Raw genomic sequence first — 25,086 nt, forward strand, 5'->3', positions numbered from 1 at the left:
CGCCCCCGCCCCCGCCCCCGCCCCCGCCCACCGGTGGCCCGGGCACCGCGCCGCCGCCCTGGGGTCAGCGCAACGCGCGGAGGGTGACGGCGGTGACCGCGCCGTACGCCAGGTGCGGGACCAGGTCGGCGACCCAGTCGGTGGCCGACCAGGTCCGCGGGTCGGTGACCCGCAACAGGGTCAGCGGGCCGTTGGAACCGATCATCGCCAGGCCGGTCAGCGCGAGGGTGGACACGCCCAGCGGCAACCGGCGACCACCGGCCGCCACGTAGCCGACGGCGGCGGCCACCGAGGTGACGTAGCCGAGCAACGGCCCGAGCCCGGACCGCCGGTTGGTGGCGGTCCGGGCGTCACCGAGGTCGACGTGGGCCAGTTCGGCCAACCGGCCGGCGCTGTCCTCGGCGGTGCTGCTGGCCGGCCGGGCCCGGACCACCATGTCGAGGTAGGTGACGGCGTTGAGGGCGGACGCGCCGGCCGCACCGGCGATCAGGGCTCTGCTGGTCGGCATCATCCCTGCCGCGTACCCGCCTGAGCGGCGGTGACACCCCGGACCACCGCCCGCCAGCCGGGAAACCGGCCGCCGCCGGTCAGGAGACCGCTGCCGTCACCAGTTCCCGGACCCGCTTCTCCACGGTAGGGCTCCAGGTACGCAACGCGTACGACACCGGCCAGAGGTCACCGTCGTCGAGGTGCGCCGCCTCCTGGAAACCCAGGGTCGAGTACCGGTAGTTGAACTTGCCGGCGTCCTGGAAGAAGACGACGATCTTGCCGTCCTCGTTCGCGTACGCGGGCATCCCGTACCAGGTCTTCGGGGACAGCTGCGGAGCCGCCGTGACCACCGTCAGGTGCACCCGCTCGGCCAGCGCCCGGTCCGCCGGGGCCATCTGGGCGATCCGGTCCAGCACCGCCTGCATCCCGTCGGCCTTCTTGGCGCCCTTCTTCCCCTCGGCACGCAACTCGGCGGCGCGTTCCTGCATCGCGGCGCGCTCCTCGGCGCTGAACCCGCCGGCATCGGCCCCGGCGGCCTCTCCGGCGGTGCCGCCGCCGGACGCGGCGGTCGAACTCTTCGTGGACACGCTGTCTCCCTCACTGGGTGGACGAGGCGCGGCGTCCTGCCGGCCACCTGGGAAAAGGCTATGGTCCGGTGCCGCCGCCCGCTTCTCGATTCCTGACCAACGGCAGCCGGCCGGATGACGCCACCGTGGGGCAGGGACCGGGCTGCGCCGGTCCACCCGGGTCGGCGGCCGGCTGGCGGACCCGTCGTCGGGGGGCGCCGGTCGTGGACACGTCGCCGTCGATGCGTCTATGGTCACCGCATCCACCGCCCGTGCCCGTCGTCCGAGGAGCGCCATGGGTTTCCCGGTATCCCTCGACGACCTGCTCGGCGACGAGGTACGCCGCGACCCGTACCCGTACTACGCCCGGCTGCACGAGCTGGGGGAGGCCGTCGCGCTCGCCCCGACGGCCCCGTACGCCGCGGTGGTCCACGGGTACGACGCCGCCCACCGGGTGCTGCGTGATCCGGTGTTCCGGGTGCTCGACGCGGACCACCTGGACCGGGCCGGCCTGCGCTGGCGGGACCACGCGGTGATCCGGACCCTGCAGGCCAGCATGTTCAACGCCCCGCCCGACGACCACGCCCGGATACGCCAGTTGTTCGGCCAGGCGCTGACCGCCCGCCGGGTCACCGCGTTGGAACCGGCGATCCTGCGCATCGCCGACCGGCTGCTCGACGGGCTCGCCCGGGAGGGCGCGGACGGCCGACCGGTGGACTTCATGGCCGCGTTCGCGTTGCCGCTGCCCAGTGCCGTCGTCGGCGAGCTGCTGGGGGTGCCCGAGCGGGACCGGGGGTGGTTCCCGTCGCGGGTGCGGGCGTTCGACGCGGTGCTGGAGATCGGACCGCGTTCGTTCCGGGAGATCCGGGCCGCCAACGTCGCCGCCGACGAGCTGACCGCCTACTTCACCGACCTGCTGGCCGTACGCCGGGCGGAGCCCCGCGACGACCTCGTCTCGGCGCTGGCGGCGATCCGGGACGGACGCCCCGACCAGCTGTCGGAGGCCGAGCTGCTGGCCAACCTCATCGTCATGTACAACGCGGGGTTCCGGACCACGGCCAACCTCTTCGGCACCGGGCTGACCCTGCTGTTGGCGCGGCCGGCGGCGTTGGCCGCGTTGCGCGCCGACCACAGCCTCGCCCCGGCCTACGTGGAGGAGATCCTGCGGTACGAGCCACCGGTGCACTTCGCCGTGCGCTACGCCGCCGAGGACACCGACGTCGCCGGAGTCGCCGTCCCCCGTGGACGGTCCGTGCTGGTGCTGACCGGTGCGGCCAACCGCGACCCCCGACGGTTCCCCGACCCGGACTCCTTCGACCCGTCCCGCCCGGACAACCGGCACCTGGCCTTCAGCGCCGGGCCGCACTACTGCGTCGGCGCGGCGCTCGGCCGGGCGGAGGGGCGGCTCGTCCTGCCCCGGCTGCTGGACCGGTTCCCGGCGCTGGCGCTCGCGGCGGAGCCCGGCGAACGGCGGCAACTCATGCTGCGGGGTCACGACCGGCTCCCGGTGCGGCTCGTCGCTGCGGACACCGATCGGTCCGCCGGCACCGTCCGGGTGGACCTTGCGAATCGGTCTTGATTGAGTAAGGTCGATTCACACGGAGCGGCTGCTCCGGTGACCAGAACGGCGACGGTCACGCCGACGTCGTACCCGGTCTCCGGCCGCGTCCCCGGCCACCTGTCACGCCTCCCGCGCCCACCGGCTGCCGGGCCCGCCGACGCCGACCTCCGGAAAGGAAACAACGGCCATGACCGACGAGATCCGCGCGTTCCTCTTCGCCGCGCTGACCGAGATGAAATACGACATCGAGGGCGCCGACGACGACACGGTGTTCGGTCCGGCCGGCCTCGACGTGGACTCGCTCGGCCTCGCCGAGCTGGCCGTCCGGGTGGAGGACCGGTTCGGGGTGGCGTTCGACGACGACGAGGCCGAGGCCCTGGCGATGATGACGGTCGGCGAGTTCTGCGGCGCGGTGTCCCGGCGCATCCAGCCCGCCTCGGCGCACTGACCGTGCCCGCCGCGCCACCCGCCCGGCCGCCCGTCGACCGGTCGGCTGACCGGGCCCGGTGCGGTCGGGCCCACGGTTGTCGTCGGTGCGGCCGGGGAGTCGCCGGGACCGGGCGGGAGGGACGCGCGTGCGTGCGGGTGTGACGGTCACCGGGATCGGGCTGGTGAGCCCCGTCGGCAGCACCGCCGCCGAGGTGTTCGACGCGGTCTGCGAGGGCCGCTCCGGCCTACGCCGACCACCCGAGGGGCACCCGGTCGACGGGGTCGTCGACGTCGCGGCGTTCAGCCCGGACATCGACCCGGCCAGTGTGCTGCCCGGCCCCGAGTCCCGGGTGGTGGACCGCTCGATCGTGATGGTCCTGCGGGCCGCCGAGGACGCGTTGGCCGACGCCGGTGTCGAGGTGGGCCGGGACGTCGACCCGTACCGCGTCGCCGTCATCGTCTCCGGCGTCGGCGGCCTGTCGACCCTGGCGAGCCAGGTGCTCGCGCGGGCCGAGCGGGGCCGGTTCGGGGTCAGCCCGTACCTGCTGCCCGGGACGCTGCCGAACATGGGCGCGGCACGGATCGCCATCCGGTTCGGCATCCGGGGCTACACCTCGTCGATCGGCACGGCGTGCGCGTCAGGTGCCCAGTCCCTCGGCGAGGCGCTGCGGATCCTGCGCGCCGACGAGGCCGACATGGTGGTCTGCGGGTCCAGCGAGGCGCCGCTCTTCCCGGCCTTCGTCGACGCGTTCGGCAACGCCCGCGCGCTCGCCCACGGCTGGTCCGACCCGACGGCCGCGAGCCGTCCGTTCGACCGTCGCCGCAACGGTCTCGTCCTCGGCGAGGGGGCCGGGGTGTTCGTCCTGGAGCGCACCGCGCACGCCGTGGCGCGCGGCGTCCCCCGGCACGCCGACCTGCTCGGGTGGGGGGCGAACAACGACGCCTACCATCCCACCACCCCGCGCCCCGACGGGTCCGGAGCCGCGCACTGCATGCGGGCGGCGCTGCGCGACGCCGGTCTGCACGCCGACGACATCGGCTACCTCAATGCCCACGGCACCAGCACCAAGGCCGGTGACGCGGCCGAGATCGCCGCCCTGCGTGACGTCTACGGCACCGCCACCCCGCCGGTGAGTTCCACCAAGGGCGTCACCGGGCACCTGCTCGGCGTCTCCGGGGTGGTCGAGGCGGCCATCGGCATCGAGGCGCTGCGCCGCGGTCTGCTGCCGCCGACGCACAACCTCGACGACCCGGATCCGGCCGACGAGGTCGACCACATCCGCAAGCAGCCCCGGGCCGTCCCGGTGACCACCGTGATGTCCAACTCGTTCGGCTTCGGCGGCCACAACGTCAGCCTGGTGTTCGGCCCCGCCGGGGGCTGACCGGTCGGGGCCGCCCGAGCGGGCACCGGCCGGCCGCACCGGGCGGTTCAGCGGATCGTGAGCACCGTCGCGGTGTCGTGTACGCCGACCGTGACGTCGAAGTGCTGGTGCAGCATGTCGGTCAGGTAGTCGAGGTCCGCCACGAGGGGCACCGGCAGCATCGCCCGCTGGTCCGGGACGGCGTGGGTGGCGACCAGCTCGATCCGGTCGGCCTTGAGCAGCCCCCGGGTCAGGAAGGCCGGCAGGTCCTCGGGGAGGAGACAGCGCCACAGGTCGACGTTGACGATCAGATCGAGCGCACCGGCCTTGAACTGCTGGAGCACGGTGCCGAGCAGGTGCGCGTTGGTCGGGCCGGGCGGCGCGTCGTGGTCGAAGGTCTGCGAGTCGGGGCCCAGCTCCAGGGTGGCCACCCCGTTGCCGATGACCAGGGCCGCGCGGGTGGCCAGCTCCGCGCGCAGCGCGGCGGGCAGCACCGCCGGTCGCCCCAACCCCGCCCGCCGGTACGCGTCGATGGCCTGGCCGTAGAGCCGGATCCGGCCCAAGTGCCGCCCGAACGTGTTGATCGAATACAGCACCTCGACGTCGTAGCGCAGGTGCTTGCGCAGCAGGTACTTCATGTTGTCCATTGAGGCGAGCCCGTTGGACGTCTTGCGGAAGTGCGGCAGATGGTAGGACGTCGCCTCGACGTCCAGCTCGAACAGGTCGGGCCGGGCCCCGTGCAGGTGGAAGATCCGGTAGAAGAACTCCAGATCCTCGAACCCCCACTTGACGATCGTCTCGTCGAAGCCACCCACCCGCAGGAACGACTCCCGGTCCACCGACGCGTTGTGGGTCAGCCCGAGCACCCAGGGCGCGCTGGGGAAGTCGTGGATCCGTTGCGGGTGGGAGATGTCCTCCAGCCGGGGGTCGCCACGCTCCGCGTCGAGCAGCTCCGCCCCGATCGGCTCACCCCGGCGCAGCGCGTCCGCACCGGCCCAGTCGAGGTCGTACCGCTGACCCAGCAGCACCCCGGGCCGGCCGTCGAGGGCGTCGTGGTGGGCCCGGTGCCGGGCCAGCAGGGTCGGGTGGGCCACCGTGTCGGCGTCCAGGAACAGCAGGGTGTCGGCGTGGGCGCGGGCCGCCGCCGCGTTGCGGTTGGCACTGCGGCCCCGGTTGGCTTCGCTGCGGACGCAGTCGATCCGCAGCCGGTCGGCGTAGCTCCCCACGAGGGCGGTGAGCGGTTCGGCCGAACCGTCGTCACCGACGATGACCTCGAATTCCTGCGGCGGCAGGGTCTGCCGGGTCAGGGACGCCAACGTCGTGTCGAGCGCCGTGCCGTTGTTGTGGGCGGGGATCACCACGCTCAGCCGGGGCTGGTCCATGGTCGGCATGTGACTCCTTCGCGAAACGCCGGCCAGGCCCCGTCGCGGGCCGTCAGCGGGGGGTGCAGTGCGCGGTGATGTAGTCGGCCAGGTCGGCGACCGTGGTCATCTGGTCCTCGTCCAGATCCTCCACGTCGATCTGGATCTCCAGCTCGTCCTCGATCTCGAGCAGCAGTTCCAACGCGAGGGACGAGCTGAGGCCCAGCTCGTCCATCAGCTGGGTCCGTTCGGTGACCGGGGCCGGCGGCCTGAGCATCCGGGTCAGCAGCGTGGTCATGCTGTCGACGACCTGCGCACGCAGTTGCGGCGCAGTGGCCGTGTCGGACTCTGTCACGGGACCCTACGCTCCACCATGGAGCCATCAGAGCAAACGTGATCGTCGGGTGTCAACGGGTGCGACGATCTTCAGCCGGGGTGCCGGCGGGACGATCCGTCCACCCGGTCGGACCGTACGACGTCGCGACGTCGAACGGCGGCTCACCGGCGAGCGCCACCGCGACCCGGTACCCGCCCGGGGTGGCGACGTCGGTGACCCGGTGCACCCCCACCGGGTCGCCGCAGCGCACCACGTCGTCGCGGTGCACCGGCAGCGCCAGCTGGGGCCAGAGCCGACCCCCGGCGGCCTTGACCACCGCCTCCTTACGGGCCCACAGCCGGGCGAACCGGTCGGCCCGGACGGCGGCGTCGGGCCCCGAGCGGACCAGCCGCGCCTCCTCGGCGGCGAAGAACCGGTCGGCCAGCGCCACCGGGTCCAGCCCCGGCGTCGGATGCTGGATGTCCACCCCGACCGCCCGGTCGCCGGCCACGGCGATCGCGACGAGTTCGTCGGAGTAGGACAGGCTCGTCTGCGGGCCACCCCGGGGGTGGGTCAGCGTCGGTTTGCCGTGCCGGCCCCGCCGCCAGCTGAGCCGCTCGGGTGGCAGGTCCACCGCCCGGCCCACCAGGACGCGCAGCGCGCCGTGCGCCACGGTGAACCGGTCCCGGGTGGCCGCCTGGGCGAGCGTCGCCGCGCGGGCCCGCTCGTCGGCGTCGAGCAGCGCCCGGTACCGGGCCAGCTCGTCCGGGGACACCCGGGCCGACACGATCCAGATCCGGACGGCGTCGGGCATGGCCGTACCCTAACGCCACCGCGGCGGCGGCGATTTGTGACGTTGACACGTGCCGATTCGCGTTGCTCTGATGGACCGATGTTCGCGCAGACCGCCGAGGCGCAGGTGCTCGTCCCGTTCGCCGGCCCGGGGGCGGGCACCGCGCCGCTGACCTGGGGTCAGCTCGCGATCATGCAGGACATGCGGGAGACCGGGTGGACGCACAACGTCAGTGGCGCGCACCCGGTGCCGGCCGGGGTCACCGTGGCGGAGGTGGCGGCGCAGCTCGGCGACCTGATGAGCCGGCATCCGGCGCTGCGGATGCGGCTGGGTACCGACGAGCACGGCGCACCCTGCCAGGTGGTGTCCGCCGCCGGGGAGGTCGCCCTCGACGTGCTGGACGTCCCGGACGACGCCGACCCGGCCGACGTGGCGAAGTTCGCCTACGAACTGGGCCACGCCCGGCTGCTGGCCCACTACGACCTCTACCGGGACTGGTCGGTGCGGATGGCGGTGGTCCGGCACCGGGGTGTCCTGGTGCACCGGGTGCTGACCCTCGACCATCTGGTGGTCGACGGCACCGCGACCGCCCTGCTGATGGCCGATCTCGGGCTGGTCGACCTGACGGCCCGGCGGGCGCCCGACCCGCGTACCGTGCAGCTGCTCGACCTCGGCCGGCGGGAGCGCACACCGCCACTGCGCCGGGTCAGCGACCGGGCGGTCCGGCACTGGGAGTCGCACCTGCGCGACATCGCGCCGTCGACCTTCGGCGCGGTCACCAACCCGGCCGGGCGACACGGCCGGCGGTTCTGGCACGGCCGGTTCAGCTCACCCGCGGCCTACCTGGCGGTGCAGGCCATCGCCCGACGGACCAGGACGGACACCTCCCGGGTGCTGCTCGCGGTGATCGCCGTGGCGGTCGGCCGGGCCACCGGGGTCAGCCCGCTGACCGCCAAACTCATCGTCGGCAACCGGTTCCGGCCGGGGTTCGCCGAGGCCATCGCCCCGCTGAGCCAGAACGGCGTGCTCACCGTGGACGCCACCGACACCACCGTGGACGAGGTGGTGGCCCGGGCCCGCAAGGCCTCCGTCGCCGCCGGGATGTACGCCTACTACGACCCGGTGCAGCTCGCCGAGGCCAGCGCCCGGCTCGACGACGAACGCGGGTACCCGGCCCGGGTCACCTGCCGGATCAACGACCGTCGGGTGGTGACCCGGCAGGCGGCGGACGACGGCGCGCGTACCGAGGAGGTGACCCCCGAGCAGATCCGGCGGAAGGCGGCCGAGACGTTCCTGGTCTGGGACGGCACCCTGGACCACCTGCCCGAACAGGCGTTCATCACCGTCGAGGACCAGCCGGAGACCATCTTCCTCCAGGTCATCTTCGACCTGGGCTGTTTCACCGAGACCCAGGCCGAGGCGCTGCTGCGCGGGGTGGAGGAGGTGGCCGTCGAGGCGGCGTTCGACCCGACGGCCCCCACCCGGATCACCGGCTGAGCGCCGGGTCGACGGTCACCCGTCGACCCGGTCCCAGGTCACCGGCAGCGTCTCCAGGCTGCGTACCACCAGGCCGGGCTTGAAGCGCAACTCGTCCTCGGGCACGGCCAGCCGCAGGCCGGGCAGCCGGCGCAGCAGCGCGCCGAGGGCCTCCTGCAACTCCATCCGGGCCAGCGCCGCGCCGAGGCAGTGGTGCGGGCCGGCCCCGAACGCCAGGTGCGGGTTGTCGACCCGGCCCAGGTCGAGGGTGTCGGCCCCGGCGAACACCGAGGCGTCCCGGTTGGCCGAGGCGATCGCCGGGAGCACCGGGGTACCCGCCGGCAGGCACACCCCGCCGAGTTCCACCTCCTCGGTGGTCACCCGGGGCAGCAGCACCCCGTTGTCCCCGAGCTGGATGAACCGGGACAGCTCCTCCACCGCGCGGGCCACCGCGACCGGGTCGTCACCGCGCAGGCCGGCGAGCTGCTCGGGGTGCCGGGCCAGCACCAGCAGGAACAGGTTGAGCTGGTTGGTGGTGGTCTCGTGGCCGCCGACGAAGATGCCGGCGGTCACCGAGACGAGTTCCCGTTCGGTGAGGTCGTCGTGTTCGTCCCAGGCGTTGATCAGGGCGCTCATCAGGTCGTCGCCGGGCTCGCGGCGACGTTCGACGATCATCTCGCCGAACGCGTCCAGGGCGGCCTGCGGGGCGGCCGGGTCGGCGTCCCAGTCACCGACGAGCGCGTCGGACCACTCGCGTACCCGGTCCTGGTCCTGCTCGGGGATGCCGAACAGCTTGCTGATCACATAGATCGGCAGCGGCGCGGACAGGTGCGGGATCAGGTCCGCCGGTGGTCCCGCCGCCACCATCGCGTCGATCATCCGGTCGATCAGCGCGGCCACCGTCGGGCGCAGCGCCTCCACCCGGCGGACGGTGAACGCGTGCGACACCGCCCGGCGCATTTTGGTGTGCCGGGGCGGGTCCATCCCGATCAGCGAGTCCTCGGCCAGCGAACCCAGCTCCCGGGTCGGACGGTCGGGCCCGGCCGCGGCGGCCCGGCTGAACCGCTGGTCGGTGAAGACCCGGCGGACGTCCGCGTGCCGGGTGGCCAGGTAGGCCGACGCCCCGTCGGGCAGCGCGACGGGCGCCACCGGGCAGGTCTCCCGCAGCCGGGTGTAGTCCGGTGACGGGTGGTAGATGGTGGGAGCCGGGGCGAGCGGGTACGGAATGGGCTCTTGCGTCATCGACGACTCCTAGGGTGGTCCGACAGGCCGGTGGGTTCAGCTGCGGGGGTGCGCGGCGAGGGCCACCAGCGCCGGCACCACCTCGGCGGGGGTGGGCATCGCGCGGACCCGGTCGCGCATCGACGCCGCGGCGTCGCGCCAGGGGCCGTCGCCGATCAGCTGGCCGACCATGTCGCGCAGCGTGCCGTCGTCGGCCCGTTCGGGGGACAACCAGGTCCCGGCGCCGGTGAGCGCCAACCGCTCGCCGTTGAAGTGCTGGTCGCTGACCTGCGGCAGGATCAGTTGCGGCACCCCGAGGCCGAGCGCCGTCATCGTGGTGCCCGCGCCGCCCTGCTGCACCAGCGCGGCGCAGGTCGGCAGCACCAGCCGCAGCGCCAGCGGGCCGTCGACCAGCCGGACGTTGCCCGGCATCGGGCCCAACCCGGCCTGCTGGGCCCGTTCGACAAGCACGACGACCTCGACGTCCAGCCCGGCGACCGCGCGGATGACCCGGGGGAGGCCCAGCCGGTCGCTGAGCCCGGCACCGGCCATCATGGTGCCCGCCGTGACGCAGACCCGGGGCCGCCGCGGCGGGCGGTGCAGCCAGGACGGCAGCACGGCCGGGCCGTTGTACGGCACGTACCGGACCGGTCGTCCCGGGCGGGTCATCGGCACCTGCATCGGTGGTGGCACCGGGTCGAGGGTCAGCCCGCCGGTGAGGTCCACGTCGGCGGCGGCGAGCCCGAACCGGCCGGCGAGCGGGCCGAGGACCTCCTCCGGGTCGAGCCGGAGGGTGACCGACGAGTCCGGCCCCCACAGGTGCTGCACACCGGGCACGCCGAGCGCGGCGGCGGCCACCGCGGCGGCGAGGTTGAACGGCTCCCAGACCATCAGGTCGGGCTGCCAGTCCCGGCCGAAGGTGACCAGGTCGTCGAGGAGGGCGTCGGCGAACCGGACCACGCCGCCGTCGGCGGTGATCGCCGGCTCGACCGCGTCGACCGGCTCGGCGGTGCGGGCGGCCCCGTCCAGCGCGCCCACCGCGCCGATCCGGCCCGCGAACGCCTCGGCGAAGTCGAGGTCCGCACCCAGCGGCACCGCCGCCAGGCCGGCCGCGGTGATCGCCGGCACCAGTGCGGGATGGCTGGCCACCCGCACCTCGTGGCCGGCCGCCTGGAGGGCCCAGCCGAGCGGGACGAGGCCGTAGAAATGCGACCGCCAGCCCCACGTCGACATCAGAATCCGCAAAGCCGCAGTCAAGTCCGACCCATCCGCGCGCGTCACCGGGCAGTCCTGGTGCACAGATGCTAGGCGATGGATGTCGGTACCCGGAAGATCGTCGGTCGTCCCAATGGATATTGACGACGACGCACCGATGGCCGAGTCTTACCGGTGCCCGATGTGGACCGCCGACCGACAGGTGGGTAGCTCGTCATGACCGTCGTCTCCGAGCTGCGGGACTATCCGTTCGAGCCGTTCACCGGTGACCTGCCGGCCGAGCTGCTCGACATGGTGGTGTCCGACCCGGTCAGCCGGGTGCGACTGCCCGACGGCCGGCCGGCCTGGCTGGTGCTCGGCTACCAGGACTGCTGCACCGTCCTGGCCGATCCCCGGTTCTCCCGGCTTCCGCCGGGGGCGACCGCGACCCCCGACGGCGTCGGCCCGCGCGAGCTGAACATGGACGGTCCGGCGCACGCCGTGGTCCGCCGGGTGGCCAGCCGGGCGTTCACCGCCCGCCGCATCGACACCTTCCGCCCCCGGGTGCGTCGGCTGGTGGACGCGCTGCTCGACGACCTGCTCGCCGGCCCCCGGCCCGCCGACCTGGTGGCGGCCCTGGTGGCGCCGCTGCCCGTGTACGTGGTCTGCGACGTGCTGGGGGTGCCGGTCGCCGACCGGCCCCGGTTCTACGGGTGGATCGAGGGCCTCAACTCGGTCACCGCGTACGGTTCGGCCGATGCCGCCACCGCGCAGGCCCAGCTGCGGGACTACCTGGCCGGGCAGTTGGCCGACAAGCGGGTGAGCCCCGGCGACGACCTGCTCTCGGCCTGGGTGCTCGGCCGGGACGCGCACGAGCTGGTCGACGCCGAGCTGGTGGAGCTGGCGATGGGGGTGCTGCTCGGCGGGCTGGAGATCAACTCCACCAGCGCCGGGCTGCGCGCGCTGTTCCAGCACCCCGAGCAGTTGGCGAAGCTGCGGGCCGACCCGGGCAAGCTGTCCTCGGCGACCGACGAGATCCTGCGCTACACGTCGGTGAGCAGCATGTTCCGGGTCCAGGTGGTGCAGGAGGACCTGACCCTCGGCGGGGTGGCGATGCGCGCCGGGGACTGCGTGATGGCGATCCCGTGGGCGGGCAACCGCGATCCCCGGGTCTTCCCCGACCCCAACGTCTTCGACATCGACCGGGTGCCGACCGCGCCGCACCTCACCTTCGGCTTCGGGCCGCACTTCTGCCTGGGCACCGCGCTGGGCCGGATGCAGGTGGAGCTGTCGATCGGCGAGCTGCTGCGGCGGCTGCCGGGGCTGACGCCGGCGGTGCCGATCGAGCAGATCCCGTGGCGGCACGACCGGATGAACGGCGGCATCGCGTCGTTCCCGGTCACCTGGTGAGCCGCCGGGGCGGCCCGGCGGTCAGTAGTTGTCCACCGCGTTGACCCGGTCCGGCCAGTAACGCTGGCCGGGTGCGGCGACGTAGTGGTCCCACCGGGGCGCGTCACCGGTCGGGTGGTCACCGAGCACCGTGATCCGCTGACCGCGCCGCAGGCCGTCGTAGTCGTTGATCGCATAGTGCTGGGTGACCCGGTTGTCCCAGATCGCCACGTCGCCGACGCGCCAGCGGTACCGGCAGGTGAACTGCGGGCCCTCGGAGAACGCGAACAGGTACTCCAGCAGCGCGTCGCTCTCGTTGCGGCTCAGCTGCGGGATGTGCGAGGTGAACAGCCGGTTGACGTACAACGAGCGGCGGCCGGTCTCGGGGTGCACCCGGACCACCGGGTGCTCGGCCCGGCTGGTGAACTCGGTGCCGATCCGGATGACGTGGATGGCGGTCAACCCGTCGAGCAGGTCGCGCATGGGCGCGGACAACGCCTCGTACACCTTGCACTGGTTGGTCCACATGGTGTCGCCGCCGGTCTCGGGCAGCTCGACCAGGTGCAGGATGGAGGCGATCGGTGGGCTCTGGTGGAAGGTCATGTCGGTGTGCCAGACGTCGACCTTCCCACCGTGCTCGGAGTCGATGAGGACGATCTCCGGATGCCCCTGGAGCCGGGGCAGGTACGGGTGCAGCTCGACCTCGCCGAAGCGCCGACCGAAGGCGATGTGCGCCTGCGGGGTCAACCCGGTCTGCCCGGCGACGAAGACCACCTGGTGCGCCAGCAGCAGCCGGTGCAGGTGGGCGAAGCCCTCGTCGGTCAGGGTGTTCAGGTCGATGCCGTGGACCTCGGCGCCCAGGGCGCCCGCGACGAGCCGTACCTGCGGCACGAGGGAAGTGGTCATCGGTGCTTCCTCCGGTCTGGGCCCCGGGCCCGTCGGCGCATTGTTCCACGACGGTGAATGGGATCTCCACCGTCGATGTTGACGCCGTCACGCCGCCCTTGGGAACATTCGGGCCGCCGGACGACGGCCACGGCCATCGTGGACGCGTGGCGCGACAGGAGGCTGTCCGGGTGACGATCGAGACCCCGACCGATGACGACGCGGCGGCCCGGCTGGGCCGGCTGACCGACCTGGCGACCCCGTTCGCGGTCCGTACGGCGGTGACGCTGCGGGTGCCGGAGCGGATCGCGGCCGGCACCACCCGCCTCACCGAGCTGGCTGACGGGTGCGACGCCGACCCGGACGCCCTGGGCCGGTTGCTGCGCTACCTGGTCCACCGGGGCGTCTTCGTCGAGCCGGCTCCTGACGAGTTCGCGCTGACCGACGTCGGTGAGCTGCTCTGCGACCGTGACGGCGGCGGACACGGCGGCTACCTGGATCTCGACGGTCTCGGGGCCCGGATGGACCTCGCCTACACCGGGCTGCCGACGGCGATCCGCACCGGCGGGCCCGGCTACCAGGCGGTGCACGGGCGGGACTTCTGGGCCGACCTGGACGCCCACCCGTCCTACCGGGCCTACTTCGACGCGTTGATGCTCAGTCAGCAGCGGTTCACCGCACCCCAGGTGGCGGCGCTCTACCCGTGGGCGCGGGTGGGTCACGTCGTCGACGTCGCCGGGGGTGCCGGCGGGCTGCTGCGGGAGCTGCTGACGACCCACCCGCACCTGCGGGGCACCCTGGTCGACCGGGCCGAGCCGGTGGCCACGGCGGCGGGCACGTTCGCCGAGCACGGGCTGACCGGGCGGGTCGACACCGTGGTCGGGGACTTCTTCGCCGAGTTGCCGGCCGGCGCCGACGTCTACGTGGTGTCCCGGGCGTTGACCGACTGGAGCGACACGCACGCCACGGCGATCCTGCGCCGGTGCGCCGAGGCGGCCGGGAAGACCGGACGGGTACTGGTGGTGGAGGTGCTGCCGACCGACCCGTACGTGCCGCACCGGTCCCCGTACGACCTGCAGATGCTGGTGTTGGTGGGTGGCCGGGAGCGGGGCGTGGCCGACCACACGGCGTTGGCCTCGGCGGCCGGTCTGGCACCGGTCGGGACCTATCGTGGCACCGACGGACTGACCCTGTTGGAGTTCGCGGCGGACGCCTGATCCGGCGGCGGGCGAGCCGATGTCGTACCTGATTGCGTCTATCGGTGTGACACACGGTGAGCAGGTCAGCGGATTTCTCTGGGCATCAACCGATTTGATGGTGAATTGGTTCGTGACATTCGTGTTTCTCCATCGCCGGGGCGGTTTTCCGATGGTTGTTCAGGGCGGGACCGGCAGGTAACGTCTCGCGTGGCGGCTGGGCCGAGCCTTTGCGAAAGGGTCGACACGCTATGACGGTTACTGGCTTTACGCGTTTTCCGCCCTTCATCGACGACCTTGCCCGCAGTGAATCCGGGCGGCTGCTGCACGCGGAGTTCGAGCGTCGGTGGCCCGAGACGACCGACCAGTTGGTGGGGATCGCCCGGTACGCCCTGTTGCCGGCGGGCAAGCTGCTGCGTCCGATGATGACGTTGCACGCCGCCGAGGCGGTGGGCGGGTCGCCGTCGCGGGTGCTGCCGGCCGCGCTGGGGATGGAGTACCTGCACGTCGCGACGCTCGTGCACGACGACATCATCGACGCCGACACGCTGCGGCGGGGTCGCCCGGCGGTGCCGGTGGCCTTCGGGATTCCCAGCGCCATCGTGGTGGGTGACCACCTCATCTTCACGGCCTTTCAGTCCATTGTGGAATCAGGGGTGACCGCACCCCCGGGGCACGTCGCCGCCGCCGTCGCGGCCCTGGCCGAGGCGGGCCGGGACCTGTGCCGGGGCCAGATGCTCGAGACGCAGCTCGTCGGTGACCTGGACGCGGGCGCCCGGTGGTACCCGGAGATGATCCGGCTCAAGACCGGCGCGCTGTTCCGCGCGGTCTGCCACGTCGGCGCACTGCTCGGCGGCGCCGACCCGCAACTCGCCGCCGGGCTGGCCCGCTACGGCGAGCACCTCGGCATCGCCTTCCAGATCCGCGACGACCTGCTGTCCTACGTGGCCACTCCCGAACAGACCGGCAAACCGGCCACCAGCGACCTCAACAACGGCCGACCGACCCTGCCGCTGCTGCTCGCCTACGACGCGGCCACCGACACCGCCCGGGTCGAGCTGATGGCGGTGCTGCACCGGCGGGGCGCCGGCCCGGGGGACGTCGAGTGGGTCGCCGCCCTGCTCGACGAGGTCGACGCGGTGCAGGCGGCCCGGCGGCAGATGGCGGAGCACGCCGAGCAGGCCCTGGCGGAGCTGACCGCGCTCACCCCCTCCGCCAGCGCCGACGTGCTCACCGGCATCGCGCACTGGATGACGAGCGAGACGGCGTGAGCACAGCCGGTGCCGTACGCGCGCTGCGCGCCCACATCGAAACCTGGCGGCCGTACACCCTGTGGTATGTCGGGCTGGTCGGCCTCGCCGGCGCGGCCCTGGCCGACGGCCCGCACCACCCGTGGCTGCTGGTGTCGGCGTGGGCCGCCCCGACCGCCGGCTGGCTGGGCGGCCACTACCTCGGCGACTACTTCGACCGGGACCTCGACGCTGGCAGCAAGCCGCACCGGCCGATCCCGTCCGGCCGGCTGGCCGCCCGCACGGCGCTGTGGTGCGGCGGGGTCTGCTTCGCGGTCCTCGCGCTGCTGGCGGTGCTCGGCGGCTGGGGCACCACCTCGGCCGCCGTGCTCGCCGCGTTCGGCATCGTCGCCTACAGCCGCTGGTGCAAGGCGCGCGGCGTCGCCGGGAACCTGGTCCGGGGCGCGCTCGGCGCGATCGCGCTGCTCTACGGGGCGCTGGCCGTCGGACTCTCCCCGGACCCCCCGTCGGCGGTTCCGGTGCTGCTCGCCGCGATGGTCGCGTTCTGGTCGCACGACACGATGTCCAACCTGGTCGGTGCGTTGCGCGACATCGACGGTGACCGGGCCGGCGGCTACCACACGCTGCCGGTACGCCGGGGTTCGCCGTTCGCGGTGCGCACGGTGCTGGCCCTCTACGCGGTGACCGTCATCGCCGCGCTCACCGCCGGGCTGCTGGCCGGGCCGGACGGTCGGACCGGCTACCTGGCCACGCTGATCGTCGTCCTGGTACTGGGGGTCGTCGCCCTCGCCCCGCTGGTCGCACACCGCGCCGACATGCCCGTCGTGGTGGCGCTGCGGGCGCACTCCGTGCTGGTCGTCGAGCGGGTGGTGCTGGCCTCGGCCCTGGTCGGGCTGCGGCTGGGTATCGGCCTGCAACTGCTGCTGGTGCTGCCGATGGTCGGGTTGACCTGGTGGGCCCAGCACCTGATGCGTGCCCGGCACGAACTCGGCACCGGCCGACCGGCACTGGCCCTGGCCACCCCCCGCCGAGCCGCCATGGAGGACGTGTCATGACCGCTGTGCCCACCGAGGCCCTCGACCGGGCCATCAGCGACGGCGCGGAGGCGCTGCTGCGCCGGCAGCGCCCCGACGGGGTCTTCGGCGACGACCCACCGGCCTCGGTGCTGGGCACCGCGGGTACGGTCGCCGCCCTGCACGCCGCCGACCCGGTGGGCAGCGCCGACCTGGTCGACGCCGGCACCTCGTGGCTGCGCCGGCAACAGCACGACGACGGCGGCTGGGGCGGCGTCGTGGGGGCCGACAGCGAGGTCGTCGCCACCGCCGTCGCGGTCGCCGCCCTGGCCCTGACCGCACCGCAGGCCAGCGCCGAGGCGATCACGGCCGGCCGCGCCCGGCTGGCCGCGATGGGCGGTGTCGACACGGTCACCGACCCGGCCATCTCGCTGCTCTGCCGGCAACTGCTCACCCTGGCCGGGATGACCGTCGAGGCGGGCCCGCTGCGCCGGCTGCCGTTGGAGATCGTGCTGTTCGACCGGGTCCGCCGGCAACGGCTGTCGTTCCGTACCTCGCCGTTCATCGGGCTGGCCCTGATGCAGGCCGACCTGCTGCCCACCGGCCGACTGCGCCGGGCCACCCTGCGCCGGGCCCGCCCGGCGGCCCTGCGGCTGCTGCGGGCGATCTACGACCACGAGGGCCGGACCGGCGCGCTGAGCGAGGACCCGTGGCCCGCCGCCCTGGTGCTGCTCGGCCTGGCCCGCTCCGGCGAGGCCCCGGACATCGCCACGGCCGTCGTCGGCTGGCTGCGTCGCGCGGTCCGCCCCGACGGCGCCTGGGACGCGGTGACCAACCTCGACCTGACCCGCTCCGGCTACGCGGTGACCGGGCTGGCCGCCGCCGGCTACGCCGCCGACCCCCGGTTGGCCCCGACCCGGGACTTCTTCCACGCCACCCAGAAACCGACCGCGTTCACGGTGCTCGACGTGCCGCCGGGCGGATGGAGCTACTCCAACGTGGGCGGCTGGCCGGTGACCCTGGAGTCCGCCGAGATCCTCTCGGCGCTCGCCGGCTACCCCGACGCCGACACCGACCCGGTGCTGCGCAGCGGCCTGACCTGGCTCATCGGCCGGCAGGACACCCGGGGCTCGTGGAGCCTGTGGGTGCGCGACACCAAGCTCGCCAACGACGGGCCCTGCCCCGCCATCACCAGCCAGGCCGTGCTCGCCCTGCACGACGCCGGCCACCCCGACGACCACCCGGCGGTCGCCGCCGGGGCGGCCTGGCTGCTGACCGCCGGACGCCCCGACGGCAGCTACGAGAACCTCTGGTACCGCGACCACACCTCCGGCACGGCGGTGGTGGTGGCGGCGCTGTCCCGGGTCGGCCACGCCCGGCACGACGTGGTCCGCCGGGCGGCCGGCTGGCTGCGCGACACCCAGCTGCCGGACGGGTCGTGGGGGCCGGGCGACGGCACCGCCGGGTCGGTCGAGGAGACCGGCTGGGCCGTCCAGGGGCTGCTGGCCACCGGCGACCCCGGGCACGCCGACGCGGTCGACCGGGGCGTCGGCTGGCTGCTCGCCGCCGCCGGGTCCGACGGCGGCTGGCCGGCCACCCGGGTCTGCAACTACATCCGCCACCACCTGCGCTACCCCAACGCCGTGATCACCCAGGCGGTCGCGCTGCGGGCGCTCGGCGAATACCGGCGTACCGTCGCCGGGCGGGCGGGCGTCACCCCCGGCGCGGTGGCCCGATGAGCGCCGACGTCGTCGTGGTCGGCGCCGGGGCCGGCGGCCTGGCCGCAGCCCGCGCGCTCGGCGCCCGCGGGCTGCGGGTGGTCGTGCTCGACCGGCAACGCACCCCCGCGTCGATCGCCAAGGGCGAGATCCTCCAACCCGAGACGGTACGCATCCTCGACGGCTGGGGCGTGCTCGACGCCCTGCGGGCCACCGGCGCGCGTCCGGTCGACCAGCTGGCCATCCGCGACCCGCAGGGCCGGGCACTGCTCGCCCTCGACTACGGCACCCTGCCGGGCAGCCACCGGCAGATCCTCTGCGCCGACTACGGCGACCTGCGCGGCGTACTAGCCGACGGGCTGCCCGGCACCGTCGAGCTCCGCTGGGGGCAGCGGGTCACCGGCCCACTGCGCGCCGCCGACGGCCGGGTCACCGGGGTCCGGGTCACCGGCGGCGACGGCGAACAGGACATCCCGGCGGCGCTGGTGGTCGCCGCCGACGGGATGTCCTCACCGCTGCGTAAAGCCGTCGGCATCGACGTCGAGCGGCGGGAGTACCCGCACGGCCTGGTCGCCTTCGACGTGCCCGGGGTGGAGGTGGCCGACGAGGTGTCGGCCTACCGCACCGACCGGGGGCTGTGCCTGGTCTACCCGCTGCCCGGCGGGCGCTGCCGGGTCTACGTCCAGGTGACGCCGGGCGAGTTCCGCGGCCACAGCGCCGCCGACCTGGCCGCCTGGTGCGACCGGCTGCTCGCCGGGGTGCCCGCCATCCGGCCGCTGGGGTCGGCGCTGCGGGCCAGCCTGCACCGACGGCAGCTCCTCGCCGTCTACCGGCTGCGCGCGGCGCAGCTGACCGTGCCCGGCCTCGCCCTCGTCGGCGAGGCAGCCCACGCGGTGCACCCGATGGCGGCGCAGGGCGTCAACAGCTCACTCGCCGACGCCGAGACCCTCGCCGCCACCCTCACCGCCGACGGGGACCGTCCGGACGCCACCGGGGTGGACCGGGCACTGCGGAACTACGACACGGCCCGCCGACCCCAGCTCGACCACATCGCCACGGTCAGCCACAACGCCGCCCGCATGATCACCAGCGTGTCGGGGCTGCCCCGGCTGCTCGGGGCGCGGATGATGCGGCGCACCGCGGCCAACCCCCGGCTGCTCGGGCTCACCGCCGGCAACCTGTCCGGCACGAACGTCCGACCGCTGTCCCTGGTCGACCGGATCTACCAGCTCGGGCTGCTCACCGACCGGCACGCCCACCCGCCCGTCCCGCCGGCCCCGCAACGAAGTGAGCGACGATGACCACTGCCACCACCGTCGGCACCCAGCCGCCGGCCGACCTGTCGATGAACGAGACGCCGTACCCGCCACTGCCGAGCATCCGACGGATCGTCGAGGACGGGGCCGCCGCCCTCCAGCGGTACCCGGACCGCACCGCCGCCGCACTGCGGGGCACCCTGGCCGCACGGTTGGGCGTGGGACCGGAGGCGATCCTCGTCGGGCCCGGCTCGGCCGGACTGTGCCAACACCTCGTCCAGGCGCTCGGGCCGCGCCCCGAGGTGGTCCACCCGGCACTGTCCTTCGAGGGCTACCCGCTGATCATCCGCAACGTCGGGGCCCGGGGCGTGCCGGTGCCGATGGACGGCTACCGCCACGACCTGCCCGCCATGGCCGCCGCCGTGACCGACCAGACCCGGTGCGTGCTGCTGTGCAACCCCAACAACCCGACCGGGGCGGTGCTGCACCGCGACGAGATCGACGACTTCCTGGCCCGGATCCCGGCCGACGTACCGGTGGTCATCGACGAGGCGTACCGGGAGTTCGTCACCGACCCGCAGGTGCCCGACGGGATGGACCTCTACCGCGCCCACGACAACGTCTGCGTCCTGCGCACCTTCTCCAAGGCGTACGGTCTGGCCGCGCTGCGCATCGGCTACGCCGTGGTGCCACCCCGGGTGACGCCGCTGGCCGGCATGGTGGGCGCGGTGTTCTTCCCGAACAGCCTGGCCCAGGCCGCGGCGGTGGCGAGCCTCGACGAGGCGGTCACCCCCGAACTGACCCGACGCTGCGCCGAACTGGCGGCGTCGCGTACCCGGCTGATCGACGGTCTGCGTGGCCTCGGCCTCACCGTGGCCCCCAGCGAGGCGAACTTCGTCTGGCTGCCGCTGGGGGAGCGGGCGGTGCCGTTCGCCGAACGGGCCCGCGAGGCCGGCATCCTGGTGATGGCCCTGCCCGGCGCGGGGGTGCGGATCACCGTCGGCACGGACGAGGCGAACGACCGGCTGTGCGCGTTCGCCCGGACCGCCCTGGCCGCCGGGCTCTGACCGGCCGCCGGGCTCTGACCGGCCGGTGCGGCGTGTCCACCGTCCGGGCCGCCGCCGGCCCGTCGGGCCGGAGTCGTCACCGGTCGGGCCGTCCCTCGCCGGTCGGGTCGGCGTCGTCCCAGCTGACCAGGCAGAGGTAGCGCAGGTCGGGGTCGTAGTCGGCGGCCACCACCGGCCGGGACCGGTCCGGGTCGGCGAGCCGGTCCAGCAGGGTCCACCACAGGCCGGTGACCGGCTGCCCCGGCGGCGTGACGTGCACCCCCTCGACGGGGTGCGCCGGCCAGGCAGTGGCGAGGTCGGCGCTCAGCACCACCCGGCCGTCGGGGCGGCCGGCCGACAGCGCGGCCAGTTCGGACCCGGCCAGCGCGGCGACCTCGTCGGCGGCCACGTCCGGGTGCTGGCGTACGACGTCCACCCGGGCCGTGATGTCCAGGACGTCACCGGTGGAGCCCGCCGGGCCGGTGGTGCCGGGTCCACCTCGTACCCCGGCGGCCACCGGCTCCTCCGCTGCGGCGGGAGCCGCGGACGGCACCGGGCCCGGTGCGGGCACCGGCCCGCTGGTGCGGTAGAGCAGGGCGACCCCCTGGTGCCGGGCCGGAGCGGGGGCGGACGTGTCGTAGGGCACGACGGTCTGTTCGACGACGATCAGCAGGACCCGTCGGCACCCGCCCGACGACGCGTACGCCCGGGCGAGCCGCAGCGCGCTGAAGGCCGCCGCCGAGCCCTGGTCGCAGACGGCGAACGACAGCGGGGTCCCCGGGCAGACGTGGCTCAGGTAGGTGGCGGTGGCCCGGCCGGGCAGCATGTCGTGCCGGGAGAACGCCAGGACGAGCAGGTCCACCGGTTCGCCCGGCGTGACGAGCGCCCGGATCAACGCCTCGGCCATCTCCGCGTAGGACTGCCCCAGCGACCCGGACGCCGTGTCGAACAGGCCGGCCGGCACCTCCCGCCCGTCCTGGCGGGCCAGGTCCGTCAGGTAGCGCCGGGACTGCTCCCGGTGGGCCGGGTCGTGCAGCAGCGCGGCCGGCCCGGGGAAGGCCCGCCGGGCGGCCCGGATCAGGTGCAGGTCGGTCGGCGGGGCTGCCGGCACGGTTCTCCTTCCTCACACCGGTCGGCACGCGCCGACCGGCTTCGCACCCGTCGGCACGCCCCGACCGGTCCCTGTGGCGCGGTCAGTGGGCGAAGACCATGGCGGCGAAGGTGGCGCCGTCCCCGGCCCCGACGGCGGCGACCAGGTAGCGGTCACCGGGGTCCAGCAGCCCCCGCTCGCGCGCCGTCAGGTAGTTGGCGAACGCGTCCGCGCAGAAGACGTGACCGGTGTCCCGGACGTTGTCCAGCAGCACCCGGTCGCGGGGGAGCCCGATCAGCCGGCACAGCCGGTGCCACGTCACGACGTTGACGTTGTGCGGCAGCACCAGCCGGATGTCGTCCAGGGTGACCCCGGCCACCGCCAGGGCCCGCCCGATCACCTCCGCCAACGCCGGCCGGTACTCGCGCTGGAACTGGGCCGCGGACGCGCCACCGGCGACGTCGAACTCGCCCCGCTGCGCGCACGCGTAGCCGAGCAGCCGGTCCCGGGGCCCGTCGGCGCTGACCAGGCACGCGGACGCCCCCTCACTGAAGACCGAGGTCTCCGGGATGAACTGGGCGTCCCGGGTGAACGCCTTCTCCCCGGTGAGGACCAGCGCCAACGGGCCGTCGCCCGGCCCGTGCCGGCCGGGTGGTTCGGCGGCCAGCAGCCGGCCGGCCATCTCGATCGCGAGCAACGCGCTGGCACACGACTGCTGGGTCAGGGTGAAGGCGACCGCGTGGCCGAGCCCCAGCGCGCGGCAGACGTCGTGCAGCGGGTTGACCGGGTACGGCGTGACGACGGGAAACGCCCGCCCGTACAGGACGAACCGGACCCGGTGTTCCTGCCCACGCAGGGCGGTGAGCCCGGTCGCGGCGTGCAGTAGCAGGTCGTGCAGCGACAGGTCGGGGTCGCGGCGCACCTGGTCCAGGCCGTGGAACCGGCGGAACAACCGGACCTGCATGTCGGTCAGCTCCAGCGGGCCGGCCAGGCTCTCGATCGGGACCCGGCGCTGGGGGAGGTGGACCGCGACCGCGTCGAGGGCCGTCATGCCGACGGTGCCGACCGTGGCCGCTCGACGGCCGGTGCCCGGCGTCGGCCGGCCACCATTGTCGGCCCGTCACCGAACACAGTGGACGACGTCGCCCGGTGTCGTTGCTCGTCGACCGCCACGCGTCGAATCCCATCAGCGGCGTCCGCCGCTGTCAACGCGTGCCACAATATCGACGTGGCCCGCTTCCTGTTCGTCGTCCTGCCGGTGGCGTCCCATCTCAACGCGCCGCTCGCCATCGGCCAGGCGCTCCAGGCGGCGGGGCACGAGGTGGCCTGGTGCGGGCCCCGCAGCGACCTGCGACCGCTGATCGGCCCCGACGCGACCCTCTACCCGACCGGCAAGCGGTACTTCCGCCTCGACGGCGAGACCGGCATGGCCTCGGTGCGCAGCCTCTGGGAGGGGCACGTGTTGCCGGTCAACCGGTTCATCCGCGACGCCGCCGACCAGGCCGTCGCGCACCACCGGCCGGACGTCGTCGTCGTCGACCAGTACGCGCTGGCCGGCGCGCTGGCTGCTTACCGGCACGGGGTGCCGTGGGCCACCTTCTGCGTCGGCACCCTGGAACTCACCCCGCCGGACCTGCCCGAGTTCGACGAGTGGGTACGCGGCCAGCTCACCCGGGTCTGGGCGATGACCGACCTGCCGGTCGACGAGACGATCGACCTGCGCTTCTCGCCGTACCTGGTGCTCGGGTTGACCAGCACGGCGTTGACGGGCGCGACGCCGCTGCCGGCGCGGTGCGTGCTGACCGGCCCGGCGCTGGGCCACCGGCCCGACGCGCCGGCCTTCGACTGGGACGCCTGGGACCGGTCCCGCCGGCACGTGCTGGTCACCGTCGGGACGATGGCCGAGCACCTGGCCCGGGACTTCTTCCAGCGGATGCTGGCGGCCACGGCACCGCTCGCCGACCGGGTGCAGGTGGTGCTCACGGCCTCGACCGACCTGCTGCCCGACCCGCCCGCGCACGTGCTGGTGGCCCCCCGGGTGCCGGTGCTGGAGCTGATGCCCCACCTCGACGCGCTGGTCTCCCACGGTGGGCTGGGCACGGTGACCGAGGCGCTGGCGCACGGCGTCCCGGTGGTCGTCGCGCCGATCCGGCACGACCATCCGATGGTGGCCCGGCAGGTGACCGACGCGGGCGCCGGCATCGAGGTGTCGTTCGGGTCGGCCACCCCGGCGGAGCTCACCGCCGCGCTCACCGCCGTCCTCGACGGGCCGGGCTACCGGGCGCAGGCCCGCCGGGTCGGTGAGTCGTTCGCCGCGGCCGGGGGCGCGACGGCCGCCGCCCGGCACCTCGCCGCCCTGGCCGGTCGACCCGTCGACCATTGTCCTACGGGTACGCCCACACTAGCCTGACCTGACGCACCCGCACGGGTGTCGCCGTCCATGGTCGACACTCCCGTGGCCCGGCGTCGTCCCGCCCGAGGAGGCTCGATGATCGAGGCCACCGGCCTGCGCAAGTCCTACCGGGTCGGGCGTGGCCGCAGCGCCGGCACGGTCGAGGCGGTGCGCGGGGTCGACTTCGCGGTGGCCCGCGGCGAGATCGTCGGCTTTCTCGGCCCCAACGGTGCGGGCAAGTCCACCACCATGCGGATGCTGGCCACCCTGATCCGCCCCGACGGGGGTAGGGCGACGATCGCGGGGGTCGACCTGCTGCGGGCACCCGCCCAGGTCCGCCGGCAGATCGGCTTCGTGGCCCAGGCCAGTGGCACCTACGACGACTCGACCGCCCGCCGCGACCTGGTGCTCCAGGCCCGGCTGTACGGCTTCGGCAAGGCCGAGGCGCAGCGCCGGGCCGAGGCGGCGATCGGGGCGTTCCAGCTCGGCGACTTCGCCGACCGCCGGATCAGGACCTACTCGGGTGGGCAGCGGCGGCGGCTCGACGTGGCGCTCGGGGTGATCCACTCGCCGCAGGTCATCTTCCTCGACGAGCCGACCGCCGGGCTGGACCCGCCCAGCCGGGTGCGGATGTGGCAGGAGGTCCGGCGGCTGCGGGCGGAGGGGATGACCGTCTTCCTCACCACGCACTACCTCGACGAGGCCGACACCCTGTGCGACCGGGTGTCCATCATCGACGGCGGCCTGATCGTCGCCGAGGGCACCCCGTCGGATCTCAAGCGGGAGATCTCCGGGGACGTGGTCGCGGTCGACCTCAACCGGGCCGGTGTGGTCGACGACGTCACCGACAATGACCTGCCGGTCGCCACGAAGCTGCTGACCGAGCAGCCCTACGTGCACTCGTCCGAGGTGGTCGACGGCACCCTGCGGCTCTATGTGGACAGCGCCGCCACCGCCATTCCGCAGATCATGCGCACCCTGCTGGGCCGGGGGATCGAGCCCGGGGCGATCGAGGCCCGCCGACCCAGCCTCGACGACGTCTTCCTGGCCAAGACCGGCCGCTCGCTCGAGGAGTGACCACCGG

23 protein-coding genes are annotated in these 25,086 nt (G+C 74.1%); 13 read left to right on the forward strand and 10 right to left on the reverse strand.

The features are described from left to right. Positions 1-64: 64 nt before the first annotated feature. Together AB0B63_RS28225 and AB0B63_RS28230 are read right to left on the reverse strand one after the other, a co-directional pair. Entirely contained in the window at positions 65-508 is a 444-nt protein-coding gene (locus tag AB0B63_RS28225) for a hypothetical protein (protein WP_208569099.1), read from the reverse strand. Between the two features lie 79 nt (positions 509-587). Next, entirely contained in the window at positions 588-1,076 is a 489-nt protein-coding gene (locus AB0B63_RS28230) for a hypothetical protein (protein ID WP_307799565.1), read from the reverse strand. 274 nt (positions 1,077-1,350) lie between these two features. On the opposite strand from AB0B63_RS28230, the gene AB0B63_RS28235 reads away from it, so the two are divergent. The 3 genes from AB0B63_RS28235 to AB0B63_RS28245 all read left to right on the forward strand — a co-directional run bounded on the left by AB0B63_RS28235 (position 1,351) and on the right by AB0B63_RS28245 (position 4,427). Next, on the forward strand, positions 1,351-2,634 hold the full coding sequence (locus AB0B63_RS28235) for a cytochrome P450 (protein ID WP_357024142.1): 1,284 nt from the start codon (positions 1,351-1,353) through the stop codon (positions 2,632-2,634). Between the two features lie 169 nt (positions 2,635-2,803). Further along, complete coding sequence (locus AB0B63_RS28240; RefSeq protein ID WP_208569101.1) at positions 2,804-3,064, forward strand: acyl carrier protein; 261 nt, start codon at positions 2,804-2,806, stop codon at positions 3,062-3,064. 127 nt (positions 3,065-3,191) lie between these two features. Continuing rightward, positions 3,192-4,427 carry a beta-ketoacyl-[acyl-carrier-protein] synthase family protein gene (locus AB0B63_RS28245; RefSeq protein ID WP_357024146.1) on the forward strand — a complete coding sequence of 412 codons (1,236 nt, stop codon included), beginning with the start codon at positions 3,192-3,194 and terminating at the stop codon, positions 4,425-4,427. A 47-nt stretch (positions 4,428-4,474) separates the two neighbouring features. On the opposite strand, the gene AB0B63_RS28250 is transcribed toward AB0B63_RS28245, so the two are convergent. The 3 genes from AB0B63_RS28250 to AB0B63_RS28260 are packed head-to-tail and all read right to left on the reverse strand — an operon-like array spanning position 4,475 to position 6,897. After that, entirely contained in the window at positions 4,475-5,797 is a 1,323-nt protein-coding gene (locus AB0B63_RS28250; RefSeq protein WP_357024149.1) for a glycosyltransferase, read from the reverse strand. A 43-nt stretch (positions 5,798-5,840) separates the two neighbouring features. Continuing rightward, on the reverse strand, positions 5,841-6,122 hold the full coding sequence (locus AB0B63_RS28255; RefSeq protein ID WP_307799566.1) for a phosphopantetheine-binding protein: 282 nt from the start codon (positions 6,120-6,122) through the stop codon (positions 5,841-5,843). A gap of 52 nt (positions 6,123-6,174) precedes the next feature. After that, positions 6,175-6,897: a 4'-phosphopantetheinyl transferase superfamily protein gene (locus AB0B63_RS28260; RefSeq protein ID WP_357024152.1), complete on the reverse strand. Its 723-nt coding sequence runs from the start codon at positions 6,895-6,897 to the stop codon at positions 6,175-6,177. A 78-nt stretch (positions 6,898-6,975) separates the two neighbouring features. Between AB0B63_RS28260 and AB0B63_RS28265 the strand changes: the two genes are divergently transcribed. Continuing rightward, positions 6,976-8,373 carry a condensation domain-containing protein gene (locus tag AB0B63_RS28265; RefSeq protein ID WP_357024155.1) on the forward strand — a complete coding sequence of 466 codons (1,398 nt, stop codon included), beginning with the start codon at positions 6,976-6,978 and terminating at the stop codon, positions 8,371-8,373. A gap of 15 nt (positions 8,374-8,388) precedes the next feature. Here the strand turns inward: AB0B63_RS28265 and AB0B63_RS28270 are convergent, their stop codons facing one another. Together AB0B63_RS28270 and AB0B63_RS28275 are read right to left on the reverse strand one after the other, a co-directional pair. Further along, positions 8,389-9,594: a cytochrome P450 gene (locus AB0B63_RS28270; protein ID WP_208569105.1), complete on the reverse strand. Its 1,206-nt coding sequence runs from the start codon at positions 9,592-9,594 to the stop codon at positions 8,389-8,391. A 36-nt stretch (positions 9,595-9,630) separates the two neighbouring features. Further along, positions 9,631-10,806, reverse strand: coding sequence for a nucleotide disphospho-sugar-binding domain-containing protein (locus AB0B63_RS28275; RefSeq protein WP_357024158.1), 1,176 nt, complete (start codon positions 10,804-10,806; stop codon positions 9,631-9,633). A 198-nt stretch (positions 10,807-11,004) separates the two neighbouring features. On the opposite strand from AB0B63_RS28275, the gene AB0B63_RS28280 reads away from it, so the two are divergent. After that, positions 11,005-12,177 (forward strand): cytochrome P450, encoded by a 1,173-nt coding sequence (locus AB0B63_RS28280; RefSeq protein ID WP_208569107.1) that lies wholly within the window; start codon positions 11,005-11,007, stop codon positions 12,175-12,177. A gap of 21 nt (positions 12,178-12,198) precedes the next feature. Here the strand turns inward: AB0B63_RS28280 and AB0B63_RS28285 are convergent, their stop codons facing one another. Further along, positions 12,199-13,062, reverse strand: coding sequence for a TauD/TfdA family dioxygenase (locus AB0B63_RS28285; RefSeq protein WP_219469074.1), 864 nt, complete (start codon positions 13,060-13,062; stop codon positions 12,199-12,201). A 170-nt stretch (positions 13,063-13,232) separates the two neighbouring features. Here AB0B63_RS28285 and AB0B63_RS28290 point away from each other — a divergent pair, with 170 nt between their 5' ends. The 6 genes from AB0B63_RS28290 to AB0B63_RS28315 all read left to right on the forward strand — a co-directional run bounded on the left by AB0B63_RS28290 (position 13,233) and on the right by AB0B63_RS28315 (position 20,541). After that, complete coding sequence (locus tag AB0B63_RS28290) at positions 13,233-14,258, forward strand: methyltransferase (RefSeq protein WP_208569109.1); 1,026 nt, start codon at positions 13,233-13,235, stop codon at positions 14,256-14,258. 230 nt (positions 14,259-14,488) lie between these two features. Next, complete coding sequence (locus AB0B63_RS28295; RefSeq protein WP_208569110.1) at positions 14,489-15,508, forward strand: polyprenyl synthetase family protein; 1,020 nt, start codon at positions 14,489-14,491, stop codon at positions 15,506-15,508. Next, on the forward strand, positions 15,505-16,542 hold the full coding sequence (locus AB0B63_RS28300) for a UbiA family prenyltransferase (protein WP_357024164.1): 1,038 nt from the start codon (positions 15,505-15,507) through the stop codon (positions 16,540-16,542). The genes AB0B63_RS28295 and AB0B63_RS28300 overlap by 4 nt, the downstream gene beginning before the upstream one ends. Further along, entirely contained in the window at positions 16,539-18,239 is a 1,701-nt protein-coding gene (locus AB0B63_RS28305; RefSeq protein ID WP_357024167.1) for a prenyltransferase/squalene oxidase repeat-containing protein, read from the forward strand. The genes AB0B63_RS28300 and AB0B63_RS28305 overlap by 4 nt, the downstream gene beginning before the upstream one ends. Next, positions 18,236-19,519 (forward strand): NAD(P)/FAD-dependent oxidoreductase, encoded by a 1,284-nt coding sequence (locus tag AB0B63_RS28310; protein ID WP_357024171.1) that lies wholly within the window; start codon positions 18,236-18,238, stop codon positions 19,517-19,519. The genes AB0B63_RS28305 and AB0B63_RS28310 overlap by 4 nt, the downstream gene beginning before the upstream one ends. Then, complete coding sequence (locus AB0B63_RS28315) at positions 19,516-20,541, forward strand: histidinol-phosphate transaminase (protein ID WP_357024174.1); 1,026 nt, start codon at positions 19,516-19,518, stop codon at positions 20,539-20,541. The genes AB0B63_RS28310 and AB0B63_RS28315 overlap by 4 nt, the downstream gene beginning before the upstream one ends. Positions 20,542-20,617: 76 nt before the next feature. Here AB0B63_RS28315 and AB0B63_RS28320 read toward each other — a convergent pair whose 3' ends face one another. Beyond that, entirely contained in the window at positions 20,618-21,631 is a 1,014-nt protein-coding gene (locus tag AB0B63_RS28320; RefSeq protein ID WP_357024177.1) for a 2-hydroxy-acid oxidase, read from the reverse strand. A gap of 82 nt (positions 21,632-21,713) precedes the next feature. Next, positions 21,714-22,661 (reverse strand): 3-oxoacyl-[acyl-carrier-protein] synthase III C-terminal domain-containing protein, encoded by a 948-nt coding sequence (locus AB0B63_RS28325; RefSeq protein WP_357024180.1) that lies wholly within the window; start codon positions 22,659-22,661, stop codon positions 21,714-21,716. Positions 22,662-22,838: 177 nt separating this feature from the next. Between AB0B63_RS28325 and AB0B63_RS28330 the strand changes: the two genes are divergently transcribed. Together AB0B63_RS28330 and AB0B63_RS28335 are read left to right on the forward strand one after the other, a co-directional pair. Next, positions 22,839-24,020, forward strand: coding sequence for a glycosyltransferase (locus tag AB0B63_RS28330; RefSeq protein ID WP_357024183.1), 1,182 nt, complete (start codon positions 22,839-22,841; stop codon positions 24,018-24,020). A gap of 78 nt (positions 24,021-24,098) precedes the next feature. Then, positions 24,099-25,079, forward strand: coding sequence for an ATP-binding cassette domain-containing protein (locus tag AB0B63_RS28335; RefSeq protein WP_208569116.1), 981 nt, complete (start codon positions 24,099-24,101; stop codon positions 25,077-25,079). The last annotated feature ends 7 nt before the right edge of the window (positions 25,080-25,086 follow it).

The organism is Micromonospora sp. NPDC049081, assembly GCF_040648835.1.
Classification (GTDB): Bacteria; Actinomycetota; Actinomycetes; order Mycobacteriales; family Micromonosporaceae; genus Micromonospora; species Micromonospora antibiotica.

What these genes read in the sequence shown, in the direction of transcription:
- AB0B63_RS28315 (WP_357024174.1), top strand. Translation starts at nt 19,516, where the DNA reads ATGACCACTGCCACCACCGTCGGCACCCAGCCGCCGGCCGACCTGTCG.
- AB0B63_RS28240 (WP_208569101.1), top strand. Translation starts at nt 2,804, where the DNA reads ATGACCGACGAGATCCGCGCGTTCCTCTTCGCCGCGCTGACCGAGATG.
- AB0B63_RS28260 (WP_357024152.1), bottom strand. Translation starts at nt 6,897, where the DNA reads ATGCCCGACGCCGTCCGGATCTGGATCGTGTCGGCCCGGGTGTCCCCG.
- AB0B63_RS28310 (WP_357024171.1), top strand. Translation starts at nt 18,236, where the DNA reads ATGAGCGCCGACGTCGTCGTGGTCGGCGCCGGGGCCGGCGGCCTGGCC.
- AB0B63_RS28225 (WP_208569099.1), bottom strand. Translation starts at nt 508, where the DNA reads ATGCCGACCAGCAGAGCCCTGATCGCCGGTGCGGCCGGCGCGTCCGCC.
- AB0B63_RS28285 (WP_219469074.1), bottom strand. Translation starts at nt 13,062, where the DNA reads ATGACCACTTCCCTCGTGCCGCAGGTACGGCTCGTCGCGGGCGCCCTG.
- AB0B63_RS28335 (WP_208569116.1), top strand. Translation starts at nt 24,099, where the DNA reads ATGATCGAGGCCACCGGCCTGCGCAAGTCCTACCGGGTCGGGCGTGGC.
- AB0B63_RS28265 (WP_357024155.1), top strand. Translation starts at nt 6,976, where the DNA reads ATGTTCGCGCAGACCGCCGAGGCGCAGGTGCTCGTCCCGTTCGCCGGC.
- AB0B63_RS28295 (WP_208569110.1), top strand. Translation starts at nt 14,489, where the DNA reads ATGACGGTTACTGGCTTTACGCGTTTTCCGCCCTTCATCGACGACCTT.
- AB0B63_RS28275 (WP_357024158.1), bottom strand. Translation starts at nt 10,806, where the DNA reads ATGTCGACGTGGGGCTGGCGGTCGCATTTCTACGGCCTCGTCCCGCTC.
- AB0B63_RS28250 (WP_357024149.1), bottom strand. Translation starts at nt 5,797, where the DNA reads ATGCCGACCATGGACCAGCCCCGGCTGAGCGTGGTGATCCCCGCCCAC.
- AB0B63_RS28305 (WP_357024167.1), top strand. Translation starts at nt 16,539, where the DNA reads ATGACCGCTGTGCCCACCGAGGCCCTCGACCGGGCCATCAGCGACGGC.
- AB0B63_RS28235 (WP_357024142.1), top strand. Translation starts at nt 1,351, where the DNA reads ATGGGTTTCCCGGTATCCCTCGACGACCTGCTCGGCGACGAGGTACGC.
- AB0B63_RS28270 (WP_208569105.1), bottom strand. Translation starts at nt 9,594, where the DNA reads ATGACGCAAGAGCCCATTCCGTACCCGCTCGCCCCGGCTCCCACCATC.
- AB0B63_RS28325 (WP_357024180.1), bottom strand. Translation starts at nt 22,661, where the DNA reads ATGACGGCCCTCGACGCGGTCGCGGTCCACCTCCCCCAGCGCCGGGTC.
- AB0B63_RS28280 (WP_208569107.1), top strand. Translation starts at nt 11,005, where the DNA reads ATGACCGTCGTCTCCGAGCTGCGGGACTATCCGTTCGAGCCGTTCACC.